17 protein-coding genes are annotated in these 21,077 nt (G+C 71.3%); 3 read left to right on the top strand and 14 right to left on the bottom strand.

Annotated elements, in window-relative coordinates; genetic code table 11:
- Positions 1 to 51: 51 nt before the first annotated feature.
- The 6 genes from nuoF to ACH4S7_RS27585 form a co-directional block, all read right to left on the bottom strand.
- Positions 52 to 1,425, bottom strand: coding sequence for an NADH-quinone oxidoreductase subunit NuoF (nuoF, locus tag ACH4S7_RS27610; protein ID WP_398524012.1), 1,374 nt, complete (start codon positions 1,423 to 1,425; stop codon positions 52 to 54).
- On the bottom strand, positions 1,425 to 2,270 hold the full coding sequence (gene nuoE / locus ACH4S7_RS27605) for an NADH-quinone oxidoreductase subunit NuoE (protein WP_398524011.1): 846 nt from the start codon (positions 2,268 to 2,270) through the stop codon (positions 1,425 to 1,427). Before nuoE ends, nuoF begins: the two co-directional genes overlap by 1 nt.
- Positions 2,267 to 3,589: an NADH-quinone oxidoreductase subunit D gene (locus tag ACH4S7_RS27600; RefSeq protein WP_398524010.1), complete on the bottom strand. Its 1,323-nt coding sequence runs from the start codon at positions 3,587 to 3,589 to the stop codon at positions 2,267 to 2,269. Before ACH4S7_RS27600 ends, nuoE begins: the two co-directional genes overlap by 4 nt.
- Complete coding sequence (locus ACH4S7_RS27595) at positions 3,586 to 4,314, bottom strand: NADH-quinone oxidoreductase subunit C (protein WP_398524009.1); 729 nt, start codon at positions 4,312 to 4,314, stop codon at positions 3,586 to 3,588. Before ACH4S7_RS27595 ends, ACH4S7_RS27600 begins: the two co-directional genes overlap by 4 nt.
- A 133-nt stretch (positions 4,315 to 4,447) precedes the next feature.
- Positions 4,448 to 5,002, bottom strand: a complete 555-nt coding sequence (locus ACH4S7_RS27590; protein WP_177148523.1) for an NADH-quinone oxidoreductase subunit B family protein — start codon at positions 5,000 to 5,002, stop codon at positions 4,448 to 4,450.
- A 17-nt stretch (positions 5,003 to 5,019) separates the two neighbouring features.
- Complete coding sequence (locus tag ACH4S7_RS27585) at positions 5,020 to 5,379, bottom strand: NADH-quinone oxidoreductase subunit A (protein WP_398524008.1); 360 nt, start codon at positions 5,377 to 5,379, stop codon at positions 5,020 to 5,022.
- An 875-nt stretch (positions 5,380 to 6,254) separates the two neighbouring features.
- Here ACH4S7_RS27585 and ACH4S7_RS27580 point away from each other — a divergent pair.
- The gene (locus ACH4S7_RS27580; protein ID WP_398524007.1) at positions 6,255 to 7,112 is read left to right on the top strand and encodes a C40 family peptidase; all 858 of its coding nucleotides are present in this window, start codon (positions 6,255 to 6,257) and stop codon (positions 7,110 to 7,112) included.
- Between the two features lie 123 nt (positions 7,113 to 7,235).
- On the opposite strand, the gene ACH4S7_RS27575 is transcribed toward ACH4S7_RS27580, so the two are convergent.
- Together ACH4S7_RS27575 and ACH4S7_RS27570 are read right to left on the bottom strand one after the other, a co-directional pair.
- The gene (locus tag ACH4S7_RS27575; protein WP_398524006.1) at positions 7,236 to 8,192 is read right to left on the bottom strand and encodes a hypothetical protein; all 957 of its coding nucleotides are present in this window, start codon (positions 8,190 to 8,192) and stop codon (positions 7,236 to 7,238) included.
- Positions 8,193 to 8,510: 318 nt separating this feature from the next.
- Positions 8,511 to 9,794, bottom strand: coding sequence for a geranylgeranyl reductase family protein (locus tag ACH4S7_RS27570; protein WP_398524005.1), 1,284 nt, complete (start codon positions 9,792 to 9,794; stop codon positions 8,511 to 8,513).
- Between the two features lie 98 nt (positions 9,795 to 9,892).
- Between ACH4S7_RS27570 and ACH4S7_RS27565 the strand changes: the two genes are divergently transcribed.
- Positions 9,893 to 10,402, top strand: coding sequence for a GNAT family N-acetyltransferase (locus tag ACH4S7_RS27565; protein ID WP_398524004.1), 510 nt, complete (start codon positions 9,893 to 9,895; stop codon positions 10,400 to 10,402).
- A 152-nt stretch (positions 10,403 to 10,554) separates the two neighbouring features.
- Here ACH4S7_RS27565 and ACH4S7_RS27560 read toward each other — a convergent pair whose 3' ends face one another.
- From ACH4S7_RS27560 to ACH4S7_RS27545, 4 genes are all read right to left on the bottom strand, one after another.
- Positions 10,555 to 11,250 carry a demethylmenaquinone methyltransferase gene (locus tag ACH4S7_RS27560; RefSeq protein WP_398524003.1) on the bottom strand — a complete coding sequence of 232 codons (696 nt, stop codon included), beginning with the start codon at positions 11,248 to 11,250 and terminating at the stop codon, positions 10,555 to 10,557.
- A gap of 42 nt (positions 11,251 to 11,292) precedes the next feature.
- The gene (locus tag ACH4S7_RS27555; RefSeq protein ID WP_398524002.1) at positions 11,293 to 11,964 is read right to left on the bottom strand and encodes an imidazolonepropionase-like domain-containing protein; all 672 of its coding nucleotides are present in this window, start codon (positions 11,962 to 11,964) and stop codon (positions 11,293 to 11,295) included.
- Between the two features lie 7 nt (positions 11,965 to 11,971).
- Complete coding sequence (gene mqnC / locus ACH4S7_RS27550) at positions 11,972 to 13,171, bottom strand: cyclic dehypoxanthinyl futalosine synthase (RefSeq protein WP_398524001.1); 1,200 nt, start codon at positions 13,169 to 13,171, stop codon at positions 11,972 to 11,974.
- A 183-nt stretch (positions 13,172 to 13,354) separates the two neighbouring features.
- Positions 13,355 to 14,236, bottom strand: a complete 882-nt coding sequence (locus ACH4S7_RS27545) for a menaquinone biosynthetic enzyme MqnA/MqnD family protein (protein ID WP_398524000.1) — start codon at positions 14,234 to 14,236, stop codon at positions 13,355 to 13,357.
- Positions 14,237 to 14,557: 321 nt separating this feature from the next.
- Here ACH4S7_RS27545 and ACH4S7_RS27540 point away from each other — a divergent pair, with 321 nt between their 5' ends.
- Positions 14,558 to 14,761, top strand: coding sequence for a cold-shock protein (locus ACH4S7_RS27540; RefSeq protein ID WP_003967102.1), 204 nt, complete (start codon positions 14,558 to 14,560; stop codon positions 14,759 to 14,761).
- Positions 14,762 to 15,157: 396 nt separating this feature from the next.
- Here the strand turns inward: ACH4S7_RS27540 and ACH4S7_RS27535 are convergent, their stop codons facing one another.
- Positions 15,158 to 16,489: a M1 family metallopeptidase gene (locus ACH4S7_RS27535; RefSeq protein WP_398523999.1), complete on the bottom strand. Its 1,332-nt coding sequence runs from the start codon at positions 16,487 to 16,489 to the stop codon at positions 15,158 to 15,160.
- 152 nt (positions 16,490 to 16,641) lie between these two features.
- On the bottom strand, positions 16,642 to 20,847 hold the full coding sequence (locus ACH4S7_RS27530) for a Pls/PosA family non-ribosomal peptide synthetase (RefSeq protein WP_398523998.1): 4,206 nt from the start codon (positions 20,845 to 20,847) through the stop codon (positions 16,642 to 16,644).
- Between the last annotated feature and the right edge of the window lie 230 nt (positions 20,848 to 21,077).

Genomic DNA, 21,077 nt, shown 5'->3' with positions numbered 1-21,077 from the left:
GGCCGGCCTGGCCCGCGGTGGTCCCGGCGGGGCTCGGCGCGTGCGCCAGGGTCATGCGGACACCTCCAGGTGCTTGTCGGCCCACGCGGTCGACTTGGCGGGGTCGAAGGGGCAGCCGTTGCCGGTGATGTGCTCCTCGTACTCCGCGCGGAAGTACTTGAGCGAGGAGAAGATCGGCGACGCGGCTCCGTCGCCGAGGGCGCAGAACGACTTGCCGTTGATGTTGTCGGCGATGTCGTTGAGCTTGTCGAGGTCCGACATGACCCCGTCGCCCTTCTCGATGTCGCGGAGCAACTGGACCAGCCAGTACGTGCCTTCGCGGCAGGGGGTGCACTTGCCGCAGGACTCGTGGGCGTAGAACTCGGTCCAGCGGGTCACCGCCCGGACGACACAGGTCGTCTCGTCGAAGCACTGGAGCGCCTTGGTGCCGAGCATGGAACCGGCCGCCGCGACGCCCTCGTAGTCGAGGGGCACATCGAGGTGCTCATCGGTGAACATCGGGGTGGAGGAGCCGCCTGGGGTCCAGAACTTGAGGCGGTGTCCGGGGCGCATCCCGCCGCTCATGTCGAGCAGTTGGCGCAGGGTGATCCCGAGCGGGGCCTCGTACTGGCCGGGTCCGACGACATGGCCGCTGAGGGAGTAGAGCGTGAAGCCCGGGGACTTCTCGCTGCCCATCGATTTGAACCACTCTTTCCCGCGCTGAAGGATCGCGGGAACCGACGCGATGGACTCGACGTTGTTCACCACAGTGGGGCAGGCGTACAGACCGGCGACCGCGGGGAAGGGAGGTCGCAGCCGGGGCTGGCCGCGGCGGCCCTCCAGCGAGTCCAGCAGCGCGGTCTCCTCACCGCAGATGTACGCGCCCGCACCCGCGTGCACGGTGATCTCCAGATCGAGTCCGCTGCCGAGGATGTCCCGGCCGAGGTATCCGGCCGCGTACGCCTCACGGACCGCTTCGTGCAGCCGCCGCAGTACGGGCACGGCCTCACCGCGCAGATAGATGAAGGCGTGGTTCGAGCGGATCGCGTAGCAGGCGATGATCATCCCCTCGATGAGGGAATGCGGGTTCGCGAAGAGGAGCGGGATGTCCTTGCAGGTCCCGGGCTCCGATTCGTCGGCGTTGACAACAAGATAGTGCGGCTTGCCGTCGCCCTGCGGGATGAACTGCCACTTCATTCCGGTGGGGAAGCCGGCGCCGCCGCGACCGCGCAGACCGGAGTCCTTGACGTACGCGATGAGGTCGTCCGGCGCCATCGCGAGGGCCTTGCGCAGCCCTTCGTAGCCTTCGTGGCGCCGATAGGTCTCCAGCGTCCAGGACTCCTCCTCGTCCCAGAAGGCGGAGAGGACCGGCGCCAACAGCTTCTCGGGGCTGCTCCCTCCGGCCTCGCCCTGGCCCGCGCTCCCGTACTCGGTCGACAAGGTCATCACTCCCCCTCCTCGGTGACCGGTCCGGCCGGGTGGCCCGGGTCGGAGTCCGAGGTCGGCTGTGGTGCGTCATGGGAACTGAGGTGCTGGGAGCCGGGCTGCGGCGCGTCCTCCGGCGCCGACCCGGCTCCTGAGTCGCGCGGGGCGACCACCCGGGGGGTCGCGCCCTCGCCCTTGGCCAGCCGCAGTCCGATCAGCGAGGCGTGGCCCGCGCCGCCGGTGGCCGCGACCGCGCCGGGGCGTTCGTCGGGGAAGCCGGCGAGGATGCGCGCGGTCTGCTTGTAGTCGCAGAGGGGGGCGCCCCGGGTCGGCTCCACCGGTCGGCCGGCGCGCAGGTCGTCGACGAGCCGGCGCGCGGACTCGGGCGTCTGGTTGTCGAAGAACTCCCAGTTCACCATCACGACGGGGGCGAAGTCGCAGGCCGCGTTGCACTCGATGTGCTCCAGCGTGACCTTGCCGTCCTCGGTGGTCTCCTGGTCGCCGACGCCCAGGTAGTCCTTGAGGTCGTCGTAGATGGCGTCACCGCCCATCACCGCGCAGAGGGTGTTGGTGCACACCCCGACCTGGTAATCGCCGGACGGCCGGCGCCGGTACATGGTGTAGAAGGTGACGACCGCGGCGACCTCGGCGGTGGTCAGCTCCAGCGTCTCCGCGCAGAAGCGCATCCCCGTACGGGAGACATGGCCCTCCTCGGACTGCACCAGGTGCAGCATCGGCAGCAGCGCCGACCGCGAGTCCGGGTAGCGGGCGATGATCTCCTTGGCGTCCGCCGCCAGCCGGGCCCGTACCTCGGCCGAGTAGTCGGGGGCCGGGAGCTGGGGCATACCCAGTTGGACGTCCGTCATCGGTCGACGCCTCCCATCACGGGGTCGATGGACGCGACGGCGACGATGACGTCGGCGAGCTGACCGCCCTCGCACATCGCGGCCATGGCCTGAAGGTTGGTGAAGGACGGGTCGCGGAAGTGGACCCGGTAGGGGCGGGTGCCGCCGTCGGAGACGATGTGCGCGCCGAGTTCGCCCTTGGGGGACTCGACGGCCGCGTAGGTCTGTCCCGGGGGGACCCGGAATCCCTCGGTCACCAGCTTGAAGTGGTGGATCAGGGCCTCCATGGAGGTGCCCATGATCTTCTTGATGTGGTCGAGCGAGTTGCCGAGTCCGTCCGGGCCGAGCGAGAGCTGCGCGGGCCAGGCGATCTTCTTGTCGGCGACCATCACCGGACCGGGCTCCAGCCGGTCGATGCACTGTTCCACGATCCGCAGCGACTGGCGCATCTCCTCCAGCCGGATCAGGAAGCGGCCGTAGGAGTCGCAGGTGTCGGCGGTCGGGATGTCGAAGTCGTAGGTCTCGTAGCCGCAGTACGGGTCGGTCTTGCGCAGGTCGTGCGCGAGTCCGGCCGAGCGCAGCACCGGACCGGTGGCGCCGAGCGCCATACAGCCGGTCAGGTCGAGATAGCCGACGTCCTGCATCCGGGCCTTGAAGATCGGGTTGCCGGTGGCGAGCTTGTCGTACTCCGGCAGGTTCTTCCGCATGGTCTTCACGAATTCGCGGAGCTGGTCCACCGTGCCCGGGGGCAGGTCCTGCGCGAGACCGCCGGGGCGGATGAAGGCGTGGTTCATCCGCAGGCCGGTGATCAGCTCGAAGAGGTCGAGGACCAGCTCACGGTCGCGGAAGCCGTAGATCATGATGGTGGTGGCGCCCAGCTCCATGCCCCCGGTGGCGATGCACACCAGATGGGAGGAGATCCGGTTCAGCTCCATCAGCAGGACCCGGATGACCGTCGCCCGGTCCGGCACCTGGTCCTCGATGCCGAGCAGCCGCTCCACACCCAGGCAGTACGCCGCCTCGTTGAAGAACGGCGTCAGGTAATCCATCCGCGTGACGAAGGTGGTGCCCTGCGTCCAGTTCCGGAATTCGAGGTTCTTCTCGATGCCGGTGTGGAGGTAGCCGATGCCGCAGCGGGCCTCGGTGACGGTCTCGCCGTCGATCTCCAGGATCAGCCGGAGCACTCCGTGGGTGGAGGGGTGCTGGGGGCCCATGTTGACGACGATGCGCTCGTCGTCGGCCTTGGCCGCGGTCTGGACGATCTCGTCCCAGTCGCCGCCGGTGACGGTGTAGACGGGACCTTCGGTGGTCTCGCGGGCCGATGCTTGGGGAGTGCTCACGAGTAGGACCTCCGCTGGTCCGGAGCCGGGATCTGGGCGCCCTTGTACTCGACGGCGATACCGCCGAGCGGATAGTCCTTGCGCTGCGGGAAGCCCTGCCAGTCGTCCGGCATCATGATCCGGGTGAGGGCGGGGTGGCCTTCGAAGACGAGGCCGAAGAAGTCGTAGGTCTCGCGCTCGTGCCAGTCGTTCGTCGGATAGACGGCGACGAGCGAGGGGACCCGGGGGTCGCTGTCCGGCGCGGAGACCTCGACGCGGATCAGCCGGCCGTGGGTGAGCGAGCGCAGATGGTAGACGGCGTGCAGCTCGCGGCCCTTGTCCTCGGGGTAGTGCACGCCGCTGACCCCGGTGCAGAGTTCGAACCGCAGGGCGGGATCGTCCCGGAGGGTGCGGGCGACCAGCACCAGATGCTCCCGCTCGATGTGGAAGGTCGGTTCGCCGCGGTCGACGACCGTCTTGTCGATGACGCTCTCGGGGACGAGTCCCTGTTCCTCCAGGGCGCCTTCGAGTTCGTCGGCGACCTCGTCGAAGTAACCGCCGTAGGGCCGGGTGGCCGGTCCCGGGAGCCGTACGGAGCGGACGAGTCCGCCGTAACCAGAGGTGTCACCGCCGTTGTTGGCGCCGAACATGCCGCGCTGGACGCGGACCTCCTCGCCGCCCGCACCGCGCTGGCCCGGCAGGTTCTGCTCGCTGAGTTCCTTCTCGGGGTTCGGCTGATCCGTCATGCCCGTGCCCCTTCCCGCGCTCCGCCGCCCGCGCGGCCAGTGCCCGCCGGGGCGCTGGAAGGTGCGTCGGCCGTCGTCGGCCGGGGCCCGGTCGCCGCCCGTGCGCGCGGATCCGGGTGGGTGTGCGCGCCGGTCACCGGAGCAGCCCCTTCATCTCAATGGTGGGGAGCGCCTTGAGCGCCGCTTCCTCCGCCTCGCGGGCCGCTTCCTCCGCGTTCACGCCGAGCTTGGAGGACTGGATCTTCTGGTGGAGCTTGAGGATCGCGTCCATCAGCATCTCCGGGCGCGGCGGGCAGCCGGGCAGATAGATGTCAACGGGGACAATATGATCAACGCCCTGAACAATTGCGTAATTATTGAACATTCCGCCCGATGACGCGCAAACCCCCATGGAAATGACCCACTTGGGGCTGGGCATCTGGTCATAGACCTGCCGCAGCACGGGCGCCATCTTCTGGCTCACCCGGCCCGCCACGATCATCAGATCGGCCTGGCGCGGCGAACCGCGGAAGACCTCCATACCGAAGCGCGCCAGGTCGTAGCGGCCGGCGCCGGTCGTCATCATCTCGATGGCGCAGCAGGCCAGTCCGAATGTCGCCGGGAAGACCGATGACTTGCGCACCCAGCCGGCGGCCTGCTCGACCGTGGTCAGCAGAAATCCGCTCGGCAGCTTCTCTTCGAGTCCCATTGGTGCCCCTCAGCCCCTCAGTCCCATTCCAGGCCGCCGCGACGCCATACATACGCATAGGCGACGAAGACGGTGAGCACGAAGAGCAGCATCTCCACGAGCCCGAAAAGCCCCAGGGCGTCGAAGCTGACCGCCCAGGGGTAGAGGAAGACGATCTCGATATCGAAGACGATGAAGAGCATCGCCGTCAGGTAGTACTTGATGGGGAATCGGCCGCCGCCAGCAGGCGTGGGAGTGGGCTCAATACCGCACTCGTACGCCTCCTGCTTCGCCCGGTTGTACCGCTTGGGGCCGATAAGCGTGGCCATGACCACGGAGAAGATCGCAAACCCTGCCCCGAGGGCGCCGAGTACAAGGATGGGCGCGTAAGCATTCACCCTCCTCGCTCCTTCCAGTCGTCCTTGACCGTGTGGACCGCACCGGGCGTACCGCGCCGCCTCGAAGATCGTGTTCATGTGAGGCAGTTCACAAGCCCGACTGCCCCGCATCCTATGCCTGTCGGTCTGTGATCTGCGACACGGGGTCGGTAACCGCTCTTGTGATCTCCACCACCCGGCGAAGGATCATGAAGCCGGATGAGAGGTGATCTTCATACGTGAAGCGCGCGAGCGATCACCAGAAGTGACATTTGGGTGCGTTAGCGCTGGTGGAGGGGGTCTTGCCATATCAAGGCCAGGTGTGCTTCGGCAAATTCGCGAGGGGCCCGACAGGGGTGATAGGAGGGCGCGCCGATCTCGCGGCCGGCCCGTCCCAGGGTTGCCGAGGGGGCGCCGCGGGCTCATTTCGGGCTCGCGCCGACAGGAAGGTAAAGAGGGGAGAGAGGGGGGACGCGTGCGCGCTTTCACGATCTCCGGGGGTGCTTTCGCGGGGGCGGCGCCTCCGCTCCGTATCCACGCGCCCGCGCCCCGTATTCACCGCCCGCACGGGCCCGGTCGGATGATCATCAGACCGGCTGGGCTGACGCTCCATCAGTCCACGCCGTCGACCGGTGACCCTCCTGTGACCTGCGCCACTCCGTCACTCCACCCAAGAAAACGGGGCTTGGCCAACCAGGTAAAGCGGTGGTAGGCGGTGGGCAATTCGGACCTTTTCCCTAAAGGCCGTGATCAAGCCCGTGATCACCGGTGTCCGTATTGCCCGTTAGGGCGTCAATAAAGGCCCACAGAAAGTGGATTGATTGGTTCCGATCGTAACTGTGGCGCAACACACGTTTCTTGTCGGGAACCATGGGTGGCTGGTACCGGTTGTTCTCATGTCCCACACCGCTCACATACCCAGCCACCGGAAGCCCCGCCGCCGCAGCGCCTCGACCATGGCGCTCCGAGCCGGAGTTGCCGGTGGCGTCCTCAGCACCATCGCGGTCGCCGGAGCCGCCGGACCGGCACACGCCGAGCCGGTCACCGAGACCATTGAGATGCCCCTGATCTCCCCCGAGGGCCTCTCCCACTCGATCGCGCAGTCCGCCCAGGCCCAGCAGCAGGTCGCCTTCGACCTCGAACTGCAGGCCCAGGAGGACGCCGCGGCCACGAAGGCCGCGCAGGTCGCGAAGACGGCCAAGGCCGAGGCGGTCCGCCAGGCGGAGGCCGACAAGGCCGAGGCCAAGAAGCGCGAGCAGGCCGAGGAGCGCGCGTCCCGCACCGCCGAGCGCACCCAGCTCGCCCAGGCCACCAACGCCTCGTCTTCGTCCGAGTCGTCCAATGACAACGCCTCCAGCGGTTCGTCGAGCAACTCCTCCAGCAACTCGTCGAACGCCTCCGGTTCCGTCGGCACCGTCATCGCCTTCCTCAAGGCGCAGGTCGGCGACGCGTATGTGATGGGCGCCACGGGCCCCAACTCGTGGGACTGCTCCAGCCTGGTCCAGGCGGCCTTCCGCCAGGTCAACATCGACCTCCCGCGCGTCTCGCAGGACCAGTCGACCGCGGGTACCCAGGTCGGCACCTCCAACCTCCGGGTCGGCGACATCCTGTACTGGGGCAGCGCGGGTTCCGCGTGGCACACGGGTGTCTACATCGGCGACGGCAAGTACCTGGACGCGGCCAACCCCAGCAAGGGCGTGGTCATCCAGGACCTGTCGGGCTACCCGGCGACCGGCGCGGTCCGGGTGCTCTGAGCGTTCGTACGCCCGAAGGGGCCGACCACGACGTCCCGTCCTGGTCGGCCCCTTCGGCGTGTCCCCGCGCGTCCCCGCGTGTCCCCGCGTGTCCCCGCGCGTCCTCTCGCGCCGCGGGGACGGTCATCCGCTCCCAACGGCGGCTGCGAGCGCGGACCGCAGCCGCTCGTACGTCGGGGCCAGCCGGCGCAGCACCGTCGCCGCCGTACGGTCGTCCCCGGTGACGAGGGGCAGTTGGAGGCTCCCGACGAGCCGGGACTGGCCGTCCGCGACCGCCGCCGCCCCGGGCAGCCCCAGGGCCGCCAGACAGCCCGCCGCGTCGGCGAGGCGGCGGGCGCCCACCTGGACCCCGAATTCCGTCAGCAGCGCACGGGTGGCCGGGGCGAGCCCGCCTTCCACCAGGGCCGCCAGCTCCTCGACCGCAGCGGCCCCGCCGAGCGTCCCCGCGGGCACCGGGACGTCCGCCCGGCCGGCGAGCCAGGCGGCGGCCCGGGGCAGCGACCGGCGCAGCGCCTCCTCCTCGGTGACCTCGCGCTCCCGGACGAAGCCCGCGCGCAGGACGTACGGGACATCGGTGTAGTCGACCGCGTCGGCCCGCCAGGCCGCGAGGAACGCCCCCGTCGGCAGGGTCGCGTACGGGTGCCCGTGCGGATCGTGGAGCAGCACGGTGTCGCCGTCGACCGCGAGCACCACCACATAGTGGTCGACGCCGCCACCTTCACCCGGCGCGGGGACGGGAGCGGGGGTGCCCGGCTGGAAGAGCAGCAGCCCCATGTCCACCGGGCCCACCAGGACCGGCGCGTGGGCGCAGGCGGCGCGCAGCCGGGCGAGCGCCTCGCGGGGGGTGCCGCCGGAGGTGCGCTCACAGCGCGCGCCCAGCAGTTCGACGGCGGCGTCCAGGCCCTGTTCGGGATCCCAGGCGTACGGGTCGAAGAAGGGCAGCGTCCCGCCGATGAGCTGGACGCCGAACGGGGAGCCGGTGAGCGTCTCGATGACGGCGGGCGGGGGCGTGCCGGGGCCGAGCGTCATGGCCAGGGAGTTGGCGTAGCAGTAGGGGCCGGAGCCGATGTAGCGGTGCATGGGGACCTTCCGTGCCGTCGTCCGTCGGTGACGGTGTCAGTGCACGGCCTCACACGGGGGCAAGGTCAAGGAAGGTTCGCCGGCGGGGAGCGCGGTCGGCGCGGTACGGGCGGTACGGGGTGGTCAGGCGTACGGGCGCGGTGCGGGCGGTGGCGCGGCTCGTACGCGGGGCGGTACGGGCGGGTCGCGGGGCACTCGCGGGTCGCGCGGCACGTGCGCGTACAGGCAGTCGTGCGGTACGGGCGCGGTAGGCCGTCGGTCGCCCGGCCACGGGCACGGGCGGTCCCTCGTCGGGGGCCGCCCGTCGCACCCGTGTCGTCACGCCTTCGGCGCCACCTTCGAGAGTCCGTTGATGATGCGGTCCATCGCGTCGCCGCCGGTCGGGTCGGTCAGGTTGGCCAGCATCTTCAGGGTGAAGCGCATGAGCAGCGGATGCGTCAGACCCCGGTCCGCCGCCAGCTTCATGATCTTCGGGTTGCCGATCAACTTCACGAAGGCGCGGCCCAGCGTGTAGTAGCCGCCGTAGGTCTCCTTGAGGACCTTCGGGTAGCGCTGGAGGGCGAGTTCCCGCTGTGCCGGGGTGGCGCGCGCATGGGCCTGGACGATCACATCGGCCACCAGTTGGCCCGACTCCATGGCGTACGCGATGCCCTCACCGTTGAACGGGTTCACCAGCCCGCCCGCGTCACCGACGAGCAGCAGTCCGCGCGTGTAGTGCGGCTGCCGGTTGAACGCCATCGGCAGCGCGGCCCCGCGGATCGGGCCGGTCATGTTCTCCTCGGTGTAGCCCCACTCCTCGGGCATCGAGGCGCACCACGCCTTCAGCACCTCGCGCCAGTCCAGCTCCTTGAAGGCCGCAGTGGTGTTCAGCACGCCGAGGCCGACGTTGGAGGTGCCGTCGCCCATGCCGAAGATCCAGCCGTACCCCGGCAGCAGCCGGTCCTGCGGGCCGCGCCGGTCCCACAGTTCGAGCCAGGACTCCAGGTAGTCGTCGTCGTGGCGGGGCGAGGTGAAGTACGTCCGTACGGCCACGCCCATCGGCCGGTCCTCGCGCCGGTGCAGACCCATCCCGAGGGAGATCCGGGAGGAGTTGCCGTCGGCCGCGACGACCAGCGGCGCGTGGAAGGTGACCGGGGTCTTCTCCTCGCCGAGCTTGGCCTCGACGCCGGTGATCCGGCCCGTGCGGTCGTCGATGATCGGGGCGCCGACGTTGCAGCGCTCGTACAGCCGGGCGCCCGCCTTCTGGGCCTGCCGGGCGAGCTGGTCGTCGAAGTCGTCCCGCTTCCGGACCAGTCCGTAGTCCGGGAAAGTGGCGAGTTCCGGCCAATCGAGCTGGAGCCGGACTCCGCCGCCGATGATCCGCAGGCCCTTGTTCCGCAGCCAGCCGGCCTCTTCGGAGATGTCGATGCCCATCGCCACGAGCTGCTTGGTGGCGCGCGGGGTCAGACCGTCGCCACAGACCTTCTCGCGCGGGAACGCCGTCTTCTCAAGGAGCAGGACGTCGAGTCCGGCCTTGGCGAGGTAGTACGCGGTGGTGGAGCCGGCTGGGCCCGCCCCGACGACGATCACATCCGCGCTGTGTTCGGAGAGGGGCTCGGTCACGGCGGGGTCTCCCGAAGACTCGATAAGGCGTGCCGAACGGCACAGGACACGTGCAGTCTAGGGGGGCGTACCGATCAACCGACTGAAGGGCTCCCCCTATGAACAGGCCCCTCCCCGCCGTACGGCTGCGTGTGCCCACCGACGAGGACGCGCACGCATGGCACCGGGTCTTCGCCGATCCGGACGTCATGGAGTTCCACGGCGGGCGCGCCGCGGAACTGTCGGTGTACGAGGAGCTGACGGCCCGGCAGCGCAGACACGACGCCGAGCGCGGCTTCTGCCTCTGGACGCTGCTGGACGAGGACGGGGAGGTCATCGGCTTCACCGGCGCCCAGCCGTGGCCGTACGCGGAGTTCGGTCCGGTCGGCGAGATCGAGATCGGTTGGCGGCTGGCGCGGTCGGCGTGGGGGAAGGGGTACGCGACCGCCGCCGCCCGGACCACGGTGGAGCGGGTACGGGCGGCCGGTGTGGAGCGGATCGTGGCGATGGTCGACGCGCGCAACGAGCGCTCGATCGCGGTGACGCGGCGGCTCGGGATGGAGCGGGTGCAGACGTTCGTCACACCGGAGTCGCAGCGGGAGGGGTACTGCTTCCGGCGCGAGCTGTGACGGACCGCCAGGAACCGCAGGGCGGGTGACGGCCGGGGGACGCGGGCGACGGGCGCGGGCCAAGGCGTCCCCGGCGCGGGGCCCGTGGCGTGTCCCGCTGGCCCCGTGCGGGCCGCGCGGGGCCCGGGGGTCCCCCGGGCGCCCGGTCGCCGTCAGGCGGGCTTGAAGCCCCGGTGCAGCGCCACGATGCCGCCCGACAGGTTCCGCCAGGCCACCTTCGACCAGCCCGCCTCCCGCAACCGCGCCGCGAGGGCGGGCTGGTCGGGCCAGGACTGGATGGACTCGGCGAGGTAGACGTAGGCGTCGGGGTTGGAGGAGACGGCCCGCGCCACCGGGGGCAGCGCGCGCATCAGGTACTCCTCGTACACCGTCCGGAAGGGCGCCCAGGTCGGGTGCGAGAACTCGCAGATCACGATCCGGCCGCCGGGCTTGGTCACCCGGTACATCTCCTGGAGCGCCAGGTCCGTCTCCTGGACGTTGCGCAGTCCGAAGGAGATGGTGACGGCGTCGAAGACACCGTCACGGAACGGCAGTCTCGTCGCGTCGCCCGCCGTCAGCGGGAGCCAGGAGTTCCGCTTCTTGCCCTCGCGGAGCATCCCGAGCGAGAAGTCGCAGGGCACCACGAACGCGCCGGCCCTGGTGAAGGGCAGCGAGGAGGTGCCGGTGCCCGCCGCGAGGTCGAGGACCTTCTGCGCGGGTCGCGCGTCGACGGCCCTGGTGACCTCCTTGCGCCATCTGCGGTCCTGGCCGAGGGAGAGCACGTCGTTGGTGAGGTCGTACTTGGCCGCCACGGCGTCGAACATCGAGGCGATCTCGTGGGGCTGCTTGTCCAGGGATGCTCGGGTCACGTTCCCCATTCAAGCAGGGCGGCCCCGTCGCCCGGACACGCCCTAGGCGCGGCGGTGGACGAGCCGGCCGCCCAGCACGGTGGCGACACAGCTCCGGGCACCGTGCTCCCTCAGCGCCAGGGAGGGCGGCACGTCCACCGGTACGTCGAAGACCGCGAAGTCGGCGGGCCCGCCGACCGTCAGCGGCCGGTCAAGCAGCGCTTCGAGCGCGTGCGGGGGGTGCCCGGCCAGCACGTCCAGCGCGTTCGGGCCTGCGGGTGCGTCGCCGGGCGCGGGGCGGGCGCCGGGCGCCGGTTCGCGCACCCGCAGGCCCGAACGCGCCACCGCCGTACGGACCGGGGGCAGGGTGAAGGGCCCGGTGACCGCCGTCGTGCCGTGGGCCAGCAGCCGCTGGAGCCCGCGCCGGGCGCTGCCGCCCCGCCGGACGTCGTCCAGACCCAGCGCGGCCAACGCCTCCCCGGTGAACGGTTCGGTGCCCAGCTCGGCCGCCTCGCGCGGGTCGGGGTGGTAGGCCGCCTCCAGCAGTTCCACGGCGCGCGGATGGCGCAGTCCCGGCGTCAGCAGGCCCGGCCAGTGCCGGACCCGGGCGCCGGGGTGGGCGGCGGCCAGTTCCTCGTACGTGCCCATGGCGACGACGGTCCCGCCGTCGACCGTGACCGCCCGTACCCCCGCGCGGTCGACGAGGACGGCGTCGGCCGCGTGAATCGTCAGCACGGCACCCTCAGGTGGCGTTGAGGAGCTTCAGCTCCGGGTGGGCCGTGCCGCCCTCGATCGCCGTGGAGGAGATGTGGGAGGCGACCCGCGCGTCGACCGGGTCGTTCGCCGGGTCGTCGTGGACCACGATGTGCTCGTACGTCGTCGCCCGCTGCGCCGGTACCCGGCCCGAGCGGCGGATGAGGTCGATGATCTCCTGCCGGTTGGAGCGGTGCTTGGCGCCCGCCGACGAGACGACGTTCTCCTCCAGCATGATGGAGCCGAGGTCGTCGGCGCCGTAGTGCAGCGAGAGCTGACCGACCTCCTTGCCGGTGGTCAGCCAGGAGCCCTGGATATGGGCGATGTTGTCCATGAAGAGCCGGGCGACGGCGATGATCCGCAGATACTCGAAGAGCGTCGCCTGGGTGCTGCCCTTGAGCTTGTTGTTCTCCGGCTGGTAGGTGTACGGGATGAAGGCCCGGAAGCCGCCCGTACGGTCCTGTACGTCGCGGATCATCCGAAGGTGCTCGATCCGCTCGGCGTTGGTCTCGCCGGTGCCCATCAGCATCGTGGAGGTCGATTCGACGCCCAGGTTGTGCGCGGTCTCCATGATCTCCAGCCACCGCTCGCCGGACTCCTTGAGCGGGGCGATGGCCTTGCGCGGCCGGGCGGGCAGCAGTTCGGCGCCGGCGCCGGCGAACGAGTCCAGGCCGGCCGTGTGGATGCGCTGGATGGCCTCCTCGACGGAGACTCCGGAGATCCGGGCCATATGGTCGACCTCGGATGCGCCGAGGGAGTGGATCACGAGCTGCGGATGGGCGGCCTTGATGGCCGAGAAGTGCTCTTCGTAGTACTCGACACCGAAGTCGGGGTGGTGTCCGCCCTGGAACATGATCTGGGTGCCGCCCAGTTCGACGGTCTCCGCGCAGCGGCGCAGGATGTCGTCGAGATCGCGGGTCCAGCCCTTGGCGGTGTCCTTCGGCGGGGCGTAGAAGGCACAGAACTTGCAGGCCGTGACGCAGACATTGGTGTAGTTGATATTGCGCTCGATGATGTACGTCGCGATGTGCTCGGTACCGGCGTAGCGGCGGCGGCGCACGGCGTCGGCGGCGCTGCCCAGCGCGTGGAGCGGGGCCGAGCGGTAGAGGTCGAGCGCTTCCTCCGGGGTGATCCGGCCCCCGTCGGCGGCGCGGTCCAGCACGGACTGCAGGTCGGCCTTCTCGGTCACCGGGTGTCACCTTTCGGCGGATTTCCGACGCGATTTCCATGCGTCTGCGGGCGGTCCCAGCGTACGTCAGCCGTCCGGCGCGGCTCCGGGCCGGTCGGGACACGACTCGCACGGCCGACCGGTCCCCAGCGTGCCGGGGGCCGGGGGCTGGGGGGTGGGGGGTGCGCCGCGTCCGGCCGGTGGTCAGCGGCGGGCGCCGAGCAGTTCCACCGTGACATCGCCCGCGAATCCGGTCGTCGGGCCGGTCCGGCGGGCGAATTCCCGTACGCCGGCGAGCTGGTCGGGACCGAAGCGGAAGTCGAGCGTCCGGAAGTACCGGGCCAGCAGCTCCGCGTCGAAGCTCTCCCAGCGGGCCGCCTGCTCGGCGACCTTGTCGACCTCCGCGAGTGAGAGGTCCCGCGAGGCGAGGAATGCCTCGTGCACCTCGGCGACGAGGGCCGGCTCCCGCTCCAAATAATCCTTGCGCGCCGCCCACACGGCGAACACGAAGGGCAGCCCGGTCCACTCCTTCCACATCAGCCCCAGATCGTGGACCTGGAGGCCGAGGCGGGGCGCGTCGTGCAGGGAGGCCCGCAGCGCGGCGTCCCCGATCAGTACCGCGGCGTCCGCCTCCCCCATCATCAGCCCGAGGTCGGGCGGGCAGGTGTAGTAGTCCGGCTCGACCCCGTACCGCTCGGCCAGGAGTAGCTGCGCGAGGCGTACGGAGGTGCGGGAGGTGGAGCCGAGCGCGACCCGCGCGCGGTGGAGCTGCTCCAGCGGCACCTGGGAGACGATCACGCAGGACATCACCGGGCCGTCGCAGCCGACCGCGAGATCGGGGAAGGCGACGAGCTGATCGGCGTTGCGCAGGAACTCGACCAGGGTGATGGGCGCGATGTCGAGATCGCCGCGCACCAGCCGCTCGCTGAGCTTCTCCGGGGTGTCCTTCGACAGTTCGAGGTCGAGGAGGGTCCCGGTGCGGGCCAGCCCCCAGTAGAGGGGCAGACAGTTCAGGAACTGGATGTGGCCCACCCGGGGCCGACTCCGTCGATGGTCGGTTGCTGAGCTTTCTCCGAGTCTGTCCACAACCCGAGGCTAGACCGGCCGGGGCGGTCCGCCCCGCCGGGGGGCGCGTGCGGGTCGCGGAATCCACTGCCCGGGGGACGCCCCGGGCGCCCCTCCCGCACCGCGTTTCGTCAGCGGACTGCGGACGGCGTCAAGCGTCCGGGTGAAGTGATCTTTCCCTCTACCGCTGCCAACACCCTGCGTGCTAGGCTCGACGCAAGTTGCAGTTTGGTTTCCCTTGCAGTACAGAGCCTGCGGAGCATGTGACCCGCAGGCTTTTGTAGTTTTCAGACTTGTTTGCAGGTTCTGGAGCAGGGCAACCCTTTGGCCCAAGGAGGGCTTATGGCTACCGGAACCGTCAAGTGGTTCAACGCTGAAAAGGGCTTCGGCTTCATCGCCCAGGACGGCGGCGGCCCGGATGTCTTCGTCCACTACTCCGCGATCAACGCGTCTGGTTTCCGCTCGCTGGAGGAGAACCAGGTCGTGAACTTCGACGTCACGCAGGGTCCGAAGGGCCCTCAGGCGGAGAACGTCACCCCGGCCTAGTCCGCCAGGGTTGACGATCGCGAACGACTGAGCAGTACCAAGGAGCCCCGCCCTTTCGAGGACCGGGGCTCCTGCCTTTTCACCACGGCGGCCGGCCCGGCCTTTCCATCCGGGACGCCGCCTTTCCGCCACTGGGCGCCCCCGCCTTTCCGTGCGGCGCCGGACGGGTGGATTCCGCTCGGGCCGGCCGATCGAACCCCCCGCCGTACGGGATCGATAGGCGCGGCGGCCGGCCCCGATAGGCGTTGCCGGTTGCAGCCGATAGGCACCACCGGCCCGGCCGGAATTCATCGCCCACCGAATCTTGGCGATCTGTTCAATTCGGCGGCATATGTTCGGCGACTGTGCGACGGGACAGCCCGGGGGACGGTGCGGCGGCACAGCCCGGGGGACGGCTCAGCGGCGCTGTGTCACGAGTGGTGGCAGCGGCGGCAGGGGCGGCAGTTCCGGCTCGTACAGCCAGGCCGCGAAGAGTCCGTCCAGCGGTCGCCGCGCATGGCGCCCGGCCAGCGCGATGAACTCCTCCGTCGTCACCACACCGTGCCGGTGGACCGAGGTCCACTCCCGCAGCAGCGCCACGAAGGCCGCGTGCCCGATCTCCGTGCGCAGCGCGTGCAGCGTCAGGGCGCCCCGTTCGTACACCCGGTCGTCGAAGAGCCGCCGCACCCCGGGATCGGCGATCCGGATGTCCTGCGGCAGCAGCGCGATCCGGGCCCGGGACCGCTCGGCCAGCGCCGCCGCCGACGGGCCGCCGGCCAGCTCCGACCAGAGCCACTCCGCGTACTTCGCGAACCCCTCATTGAGCCAGATGTGCCGCCAGTGGGCGATGGTGAGGCTGTTGCCGAACCACTGGTGCGCCAGCTCGTGCGCGATCAGCCGCTCGCTGCCGCGCCGGCCGTCCACATGGTTCGTACCGAAGATCGACAGCCCCTGCGCCTCCACCGGCACCTCCAACTCCTCGTCCACCACGACGACCCCGTAGTCGTCGAAGGGGTAGGGGCCGAAGAGGTCCTGGAAGAGGGTCATCATCTGCGGCTGCCGCGCGAAATCATGCTCGAACCGCCCCCCGAGCAGCGCGCGCGGCACCGCGGCCGGCTGCGGGACCGCGCCCGCGTGGGCCACGTCGACCAGTTCGTACGGGCCGATCTGGACGGTCGCCAGATAGGTCGACATCGGCGCCGGCTGCTCGTACACCCAGGTCGTCGTGGAGGCACTGATCGTCCGCGCGGTCAGGGTGCCGTTCGCGACGGCGGTGTACGGGGACGGCACGGTCACCGCGATCCGGTAGCGGGCCTTGTCGTCGGGCCGGTCGTTGCAGGGGAACCAGGAGCGGGCGCCGATCGGCTGCGAGGCCACCAGCGCGCCCTCGTCCAGCCCCTCCCAGCCCAGCTCGCCCCACTCGCGGGAGCGGACGGTCCGGGGCTCCCCGGCGTAGCGGACCTCGACGGTGAAGGGGGCGCCCGGCCGCAGCGGACGGACGGGGCGGACGCGCAGCTTGTCGCCCCGGTGGGTGTATCTGGCCGGGCGGCGGCCGTCGATCGTCACCTTGGTGAGACGGAACGGGCCGAGGTCGAGGACGATCTCGGCCAGCTCCGCGGGGCCGACGACGCCGCTGACGACGGCCCGGCCGGAGAGCCTGTTGGTGTGCGGCAGGAACTCCAGCGCCAGGTCGTACTCCGTGGTCCGATAGCGACTGTCGCCGTGCTGCGGGAAATAGGAATCCGTCACCGTCGTGCGCCGTCCTTCACTTCTTCCGCTTCTTCGCCGGGAGCGCCGGCGCGGTACCGGGGTGTCCCGGAGACCCCGTGCGTGTTCACTGCCCGGAGTGGTTCACTGCCCGGAGTCGTTGACTACCCGGAGTGGCTGACTGCCCGGAGTGTTCACTGCCAGGAGTCGATCGGGTTGCCGAGCCACCGGGTGTCGGCGGGCACCCGCTCCCCGCTCATCACCAGCGACGCGGGGCCGACGGCCGCCCGGTCCCCGATCACGGCGCCGGGCAGCGCGATGCCGTGCGGACCGAGCGTGGCACCGGCCCCGAGGACCACATTGTCCATGCGCATGATCCGGTCGTGGAAGAGGTGGGTCTGCACCACACAGCCACGATTCACACTGGCGCCCCGGCCGATCGTGACGAGATCCGCCTCCGGCAGCCAGTACGTCTCGCACCAGACCCCGGCGCCGATCCGGGCGCCGAGGGCGCGCAGCCACAGACTCGTCAGCGGGGTGCCGGGGACGGCGCCGATGAGCCACGGCACGGCGAGGACCTCGACGAAGGTGTCCGCCAGCTCGTTGCGCCAGACGAAACCGGACCACAGCGGATGCTCGACCGCCCGGAACCGGCCCACCAGCAGCCATTTCGCGATGATGGCCGTCAGACAGGCCACCACTCCCCCGGCGAGCAGCACCGCACCGCAGAGCAGTACGGCGACCGGCGCGCCGAATCGTTCCGCCAGGGCGGCAACGGCGATCAGCGCCAGCACCGCGAGCGCCATCCCGCACATCACCGGCACCACGCGGCACAGCTCCACCGCCGCGCGCGCCCAGCGCAGCCGGCCGGGCGGCGCGAAGGTACGGCTCTGATCGCCCTCCTCGGCGGCCCGGGGCAGCTTCATCGGCGGCATCCCCAGCCAGGAACTGCCCGCCTTGGCCCGCTTCGGAGCCGTGGACAGCACCCCGACCAGACCGTGTTTGGGCACCCGGCGGCCCGCCGCCGTCATCCCCGAGTTCCCGAGGAAGGCGCGCTTGCCGACCCGGGCCTCGGCGATCCGCAGCCGGCCGCCGCCCAGCTCGTACGAGGCGACCAGGGTGTCGTCGGCGAGGAACGCCCCGTCGCCCACGGTCGTCATCGCGGGCACGGCCAGCACGGTCGACGCCTCGACACCACGGCCCACCCGCATCCCGAGGGCCCGCAGCCACACGGGTGTCAGGAGGCTCGCGTACAGCGGGAAGAGATGCACCCGCGCCATGTCCATCAGCCGCTCCGTCGCCCACGCCTGCCAGGCGATCCGGCCGTGGACGGGGTGACTGCCGGCGCGCAGTCCGACGCTCAGGGCGCGTACCCCGGCGAGGATCAGCAGCGCGTGGGTCGCCAGGGCGGCGAGCGTCGCCAGCGGTACGGCGGCGAGCGCGAGGGCCACGACGGACCCCGCACCGGCGTCCAGCGGGTGGGTGCCACCGGCGCCGTCCAGGAATAGCAGCAGGACCAGCAGCCCCGGCACCACCGCGAGCGCGGGCAGCAGGCCCAGCAGCAGCGAGGTCAGCGCGTAGACGGCGATCCAGCGGCGGCGGCGCGGCGGGCGGGGCTCCTGGCTCCGGCGCGCCTTGCCGTTACGGGTGGCGGGCACGCCCGACCAGCGCTCACCGGCCGGTACCGCCCCGGTGACCCCGGAGCCGGGCGCGATCTCGGACCGCTTGCCGATCCGCGCGCCGGGGAAGAGGGTGCTGCGGGCGCCGACGATCGCGCCCGCCCCGACCCGTACGGCGCCGATGTGCAGCCGGTCGCCGTCCAGCCAGTGTCCGGAGAGATCCACCTCGGGTTCCACCGCGCAGCCACGGCCGAGCCGGAGCATCCCGGTGACCGGGGGCAGGGCGTGCAGATCGACGTCGTCGCCGATCCGGACGCCGAGGGCGCGCGCGTAGTGGGTGAGCCAGGAACCGGCCAGATTGGTGGCCCCGCTCAGCTCGGCGAGCCGCTCCGCCGTCCACAGCCGCAGATGGGTTCGGCCGCCGCGTTCGTACGTGCCGGGCCGCAGCCCGCGCAGCAGCAGCCGGGCACCACCGGCCGCGATCATGATCCGGCCGGGCGGCGAGACGACGAGCAGCCAGCCGAGGGCGAGCCACCACCAGGAGACGGCGGGGCCGAGGCCGAGGACGTTGTTCACGGCGAGGGCCACCACGCTCCACCGCAGCCCGGCGACGGTGAGCAGCGGGGCCATCAGCAGGAGCTGTGCCGCCTGGGTGCGACGGCGCACGGGCCGGACGGGGCGGGCCGCCTCGGTCGGTGCGCCGGAGACCTCCTCCAGGGTGCGGGCGAGGGCGCCGAGCGCCGGGTGCTGGTAGATGTCGCCGACGGAACCGGTGCCGTACCGCTCCCTGATCCGTGACACCAGCCGGGCGGCGGCGAGGCTGCCGCCGCCCTGGGCGAAGAAGTCGGCGGCGGGGTCGGTGACTGGCGTGCCGAGGAGGTCGGTCCACTGCTCGGCGAGCCAGGTCTCGGCCTCGGTGAGGGGAGGGGCGTCGCCGTCGCCGGGGGCGGCGGTGGTGGTCGGCAGGGGCCAGGGCAGGGCGTTCCGGTCGACCTTGCCCGAAGTCCTGGTCGGCAGTTCGTCCACGACGGCGAGGAGGGGGACGAGGGCGGCGGGCAGCTCTTCGCGCAGGCGGGTGACGGCGTCGGCCTGGTCGAAGACGGGGGTGGCCGGGGTGCCAGGGGTGGGGGTCTCGGGGGTTGGGCCGGGGGTCCCGGGGGCCTCGGTGGTCGGGGCGGGGGGCTCGGCGGGACCTGAGGTCTCGGGGGTTGGGGCGGGAGTCTCGGCGGTGGGGGCGGGGGCCTCGGTGGTCGGGGCGGGGGCCTCGGGGGTGGGGGCGGTCGGGACGACGTAGCCCACCAGGACCTGGAGGCCCGCGCCCGTCGTACGGACCGCCGCCGCCGCGCCCGCCACACCCGGGAGGGCCTGGAGCGCCGCGTCGATCTCGCCGAGTTCGATCCGCCGCCCGCCGAGCTTGATCTGCTCGTCCGCGCGGCCCATGAAGAGCAGGCCCTCGGACTCCGCGCGGACCAGATCACCGCTGCGATAGGCGCGGGACCAGCCGAGCGCGGGCAGCGGGGCGTACTTCTCGGCGTCCTTGGCCGCGTCCAGATAGCGGGCGAGACCGACGCCGCCGATGACCAGCTCGCCGGTGTCGCCCATCGGGACGATCTCGCCCCGGGCGTCCACGACCGCCAGTTCCCAGCCGTCGAGCGGCAGCCCGATCCTGACCGGCCCCTCCCCGGTCAGCCGGGCCGCACAGGCAACGACCGTGGCCTCCGTGGGGCCGTAGGTGTTCCAGACCTCGCGGCCGAGGACCGCCATGCGTTCGGCCAGCTCCGGCGGACACGCCTCGCCGCCGAAGATCAGCAGGCGGACGGCATCCAGGGCGTCGGCGGGCCAGAGCGCGGCGAGCGTCGGCACGGTCGAGACCACCGTGATGCCCTGCGCCACCAGCCAGGGGCCCAGGTCGAGACCCGTCCGTACGAGCGAGCGGGGCGCGGGCACCAGACAGGCACCGTGCCGCCAGGCCAGCCACATCTCCTCGCAGGAGGCGTCGAAGGCGACGGAGAGCCCGGCGAGCACCCGGTCACCGGGGCCCAGGGGCCGCTCGGTGAGGAAGAGCCGGGCCTCGGCGTCCACGAAGGCCGCCGCGCTGCGGTGGGTGACGGCGACCCCCTTGGGTCTGCCGGTGGAGCCGGAGGTGAAGATGATCCAGGCGTCGTCACCGGGGCGGGGGCGGGGCGCGGTCCGAACGTAGCCGTCGCTGTAGCCGTCGCTGTCGCTGTCGCTGAGACCTTGGGCATCCGTACTCGTACCCGTACCGGCATCGGCATCGGCATCGGCATCGGCATCGGCATCGGCGGGGTCGGCGGGCCGGGTGTCCGGTGTCGGCGTGATGCGACCGCCTTCGCCGATCACGGCGCCGACCCGGGCCTCCGTGAAGACCAGGGTGGCCCGTTCGTCGGGGTCCTCGGCGTCCACGGGGACGTACGCGGCTCCCGCCGCGAGCACCGCGAGGATCGACACATAGAGGTCGGCCGTGCCGGACGGGACGCGGACACCGACCCGGTCACCGGCACCGATCCCGACCGCCGGGCCGGTCAGTCGGCGGCGTACCGTCTCGACCTCGTCCAGGAGCGCGCGGTAGGTCAAGGGGGTGACGCCGTCGTCCACGGCGAGCGCGTCCGGGTGGCGGTGGGCCGTCTCGGTGAGGATGTCGATGAGGGTGCGCTCGGGGGCGGCACCGCCAGCGGTGAAGAGCGCCAGGGAAGCGGCGTCCGCCAAGGCCGGATCGAGCAGGACCGAGGTGTCCGTCGAGGTGGTCGGGGCGAGGGTCATTCAGTGCGCCCGCCGTCGGCCGGCAGGGTCCCGGGCCCGGGGCGGGCCCGGTCGTCACGGCCCTCACACGCCCGGTCGCCACGAGTCTGGTTCGTACGCATCTTCACTCTCCGTCCGTCGTCGAGTGCGCTGCGAATCCCCGTCCGCGCACGGCAAACGAGCAGTTTATCCAGCGTTGACCTGACTCGCCTGTTGTACGGATTCGGGCCACTGTCCGGGCACCGCCCCCG

This window comes from Streptomyces sp. NPDC020965 (assembly GCF_044333555.1).
GTDB lineage: Bacteria > Actinomycetota > Actinomycetes > Streptomycetales > Streptomycetaceae > Streptomyces.
This window is presented reverse-complemented; position numbering and strand designations above follow the sequence as displayed.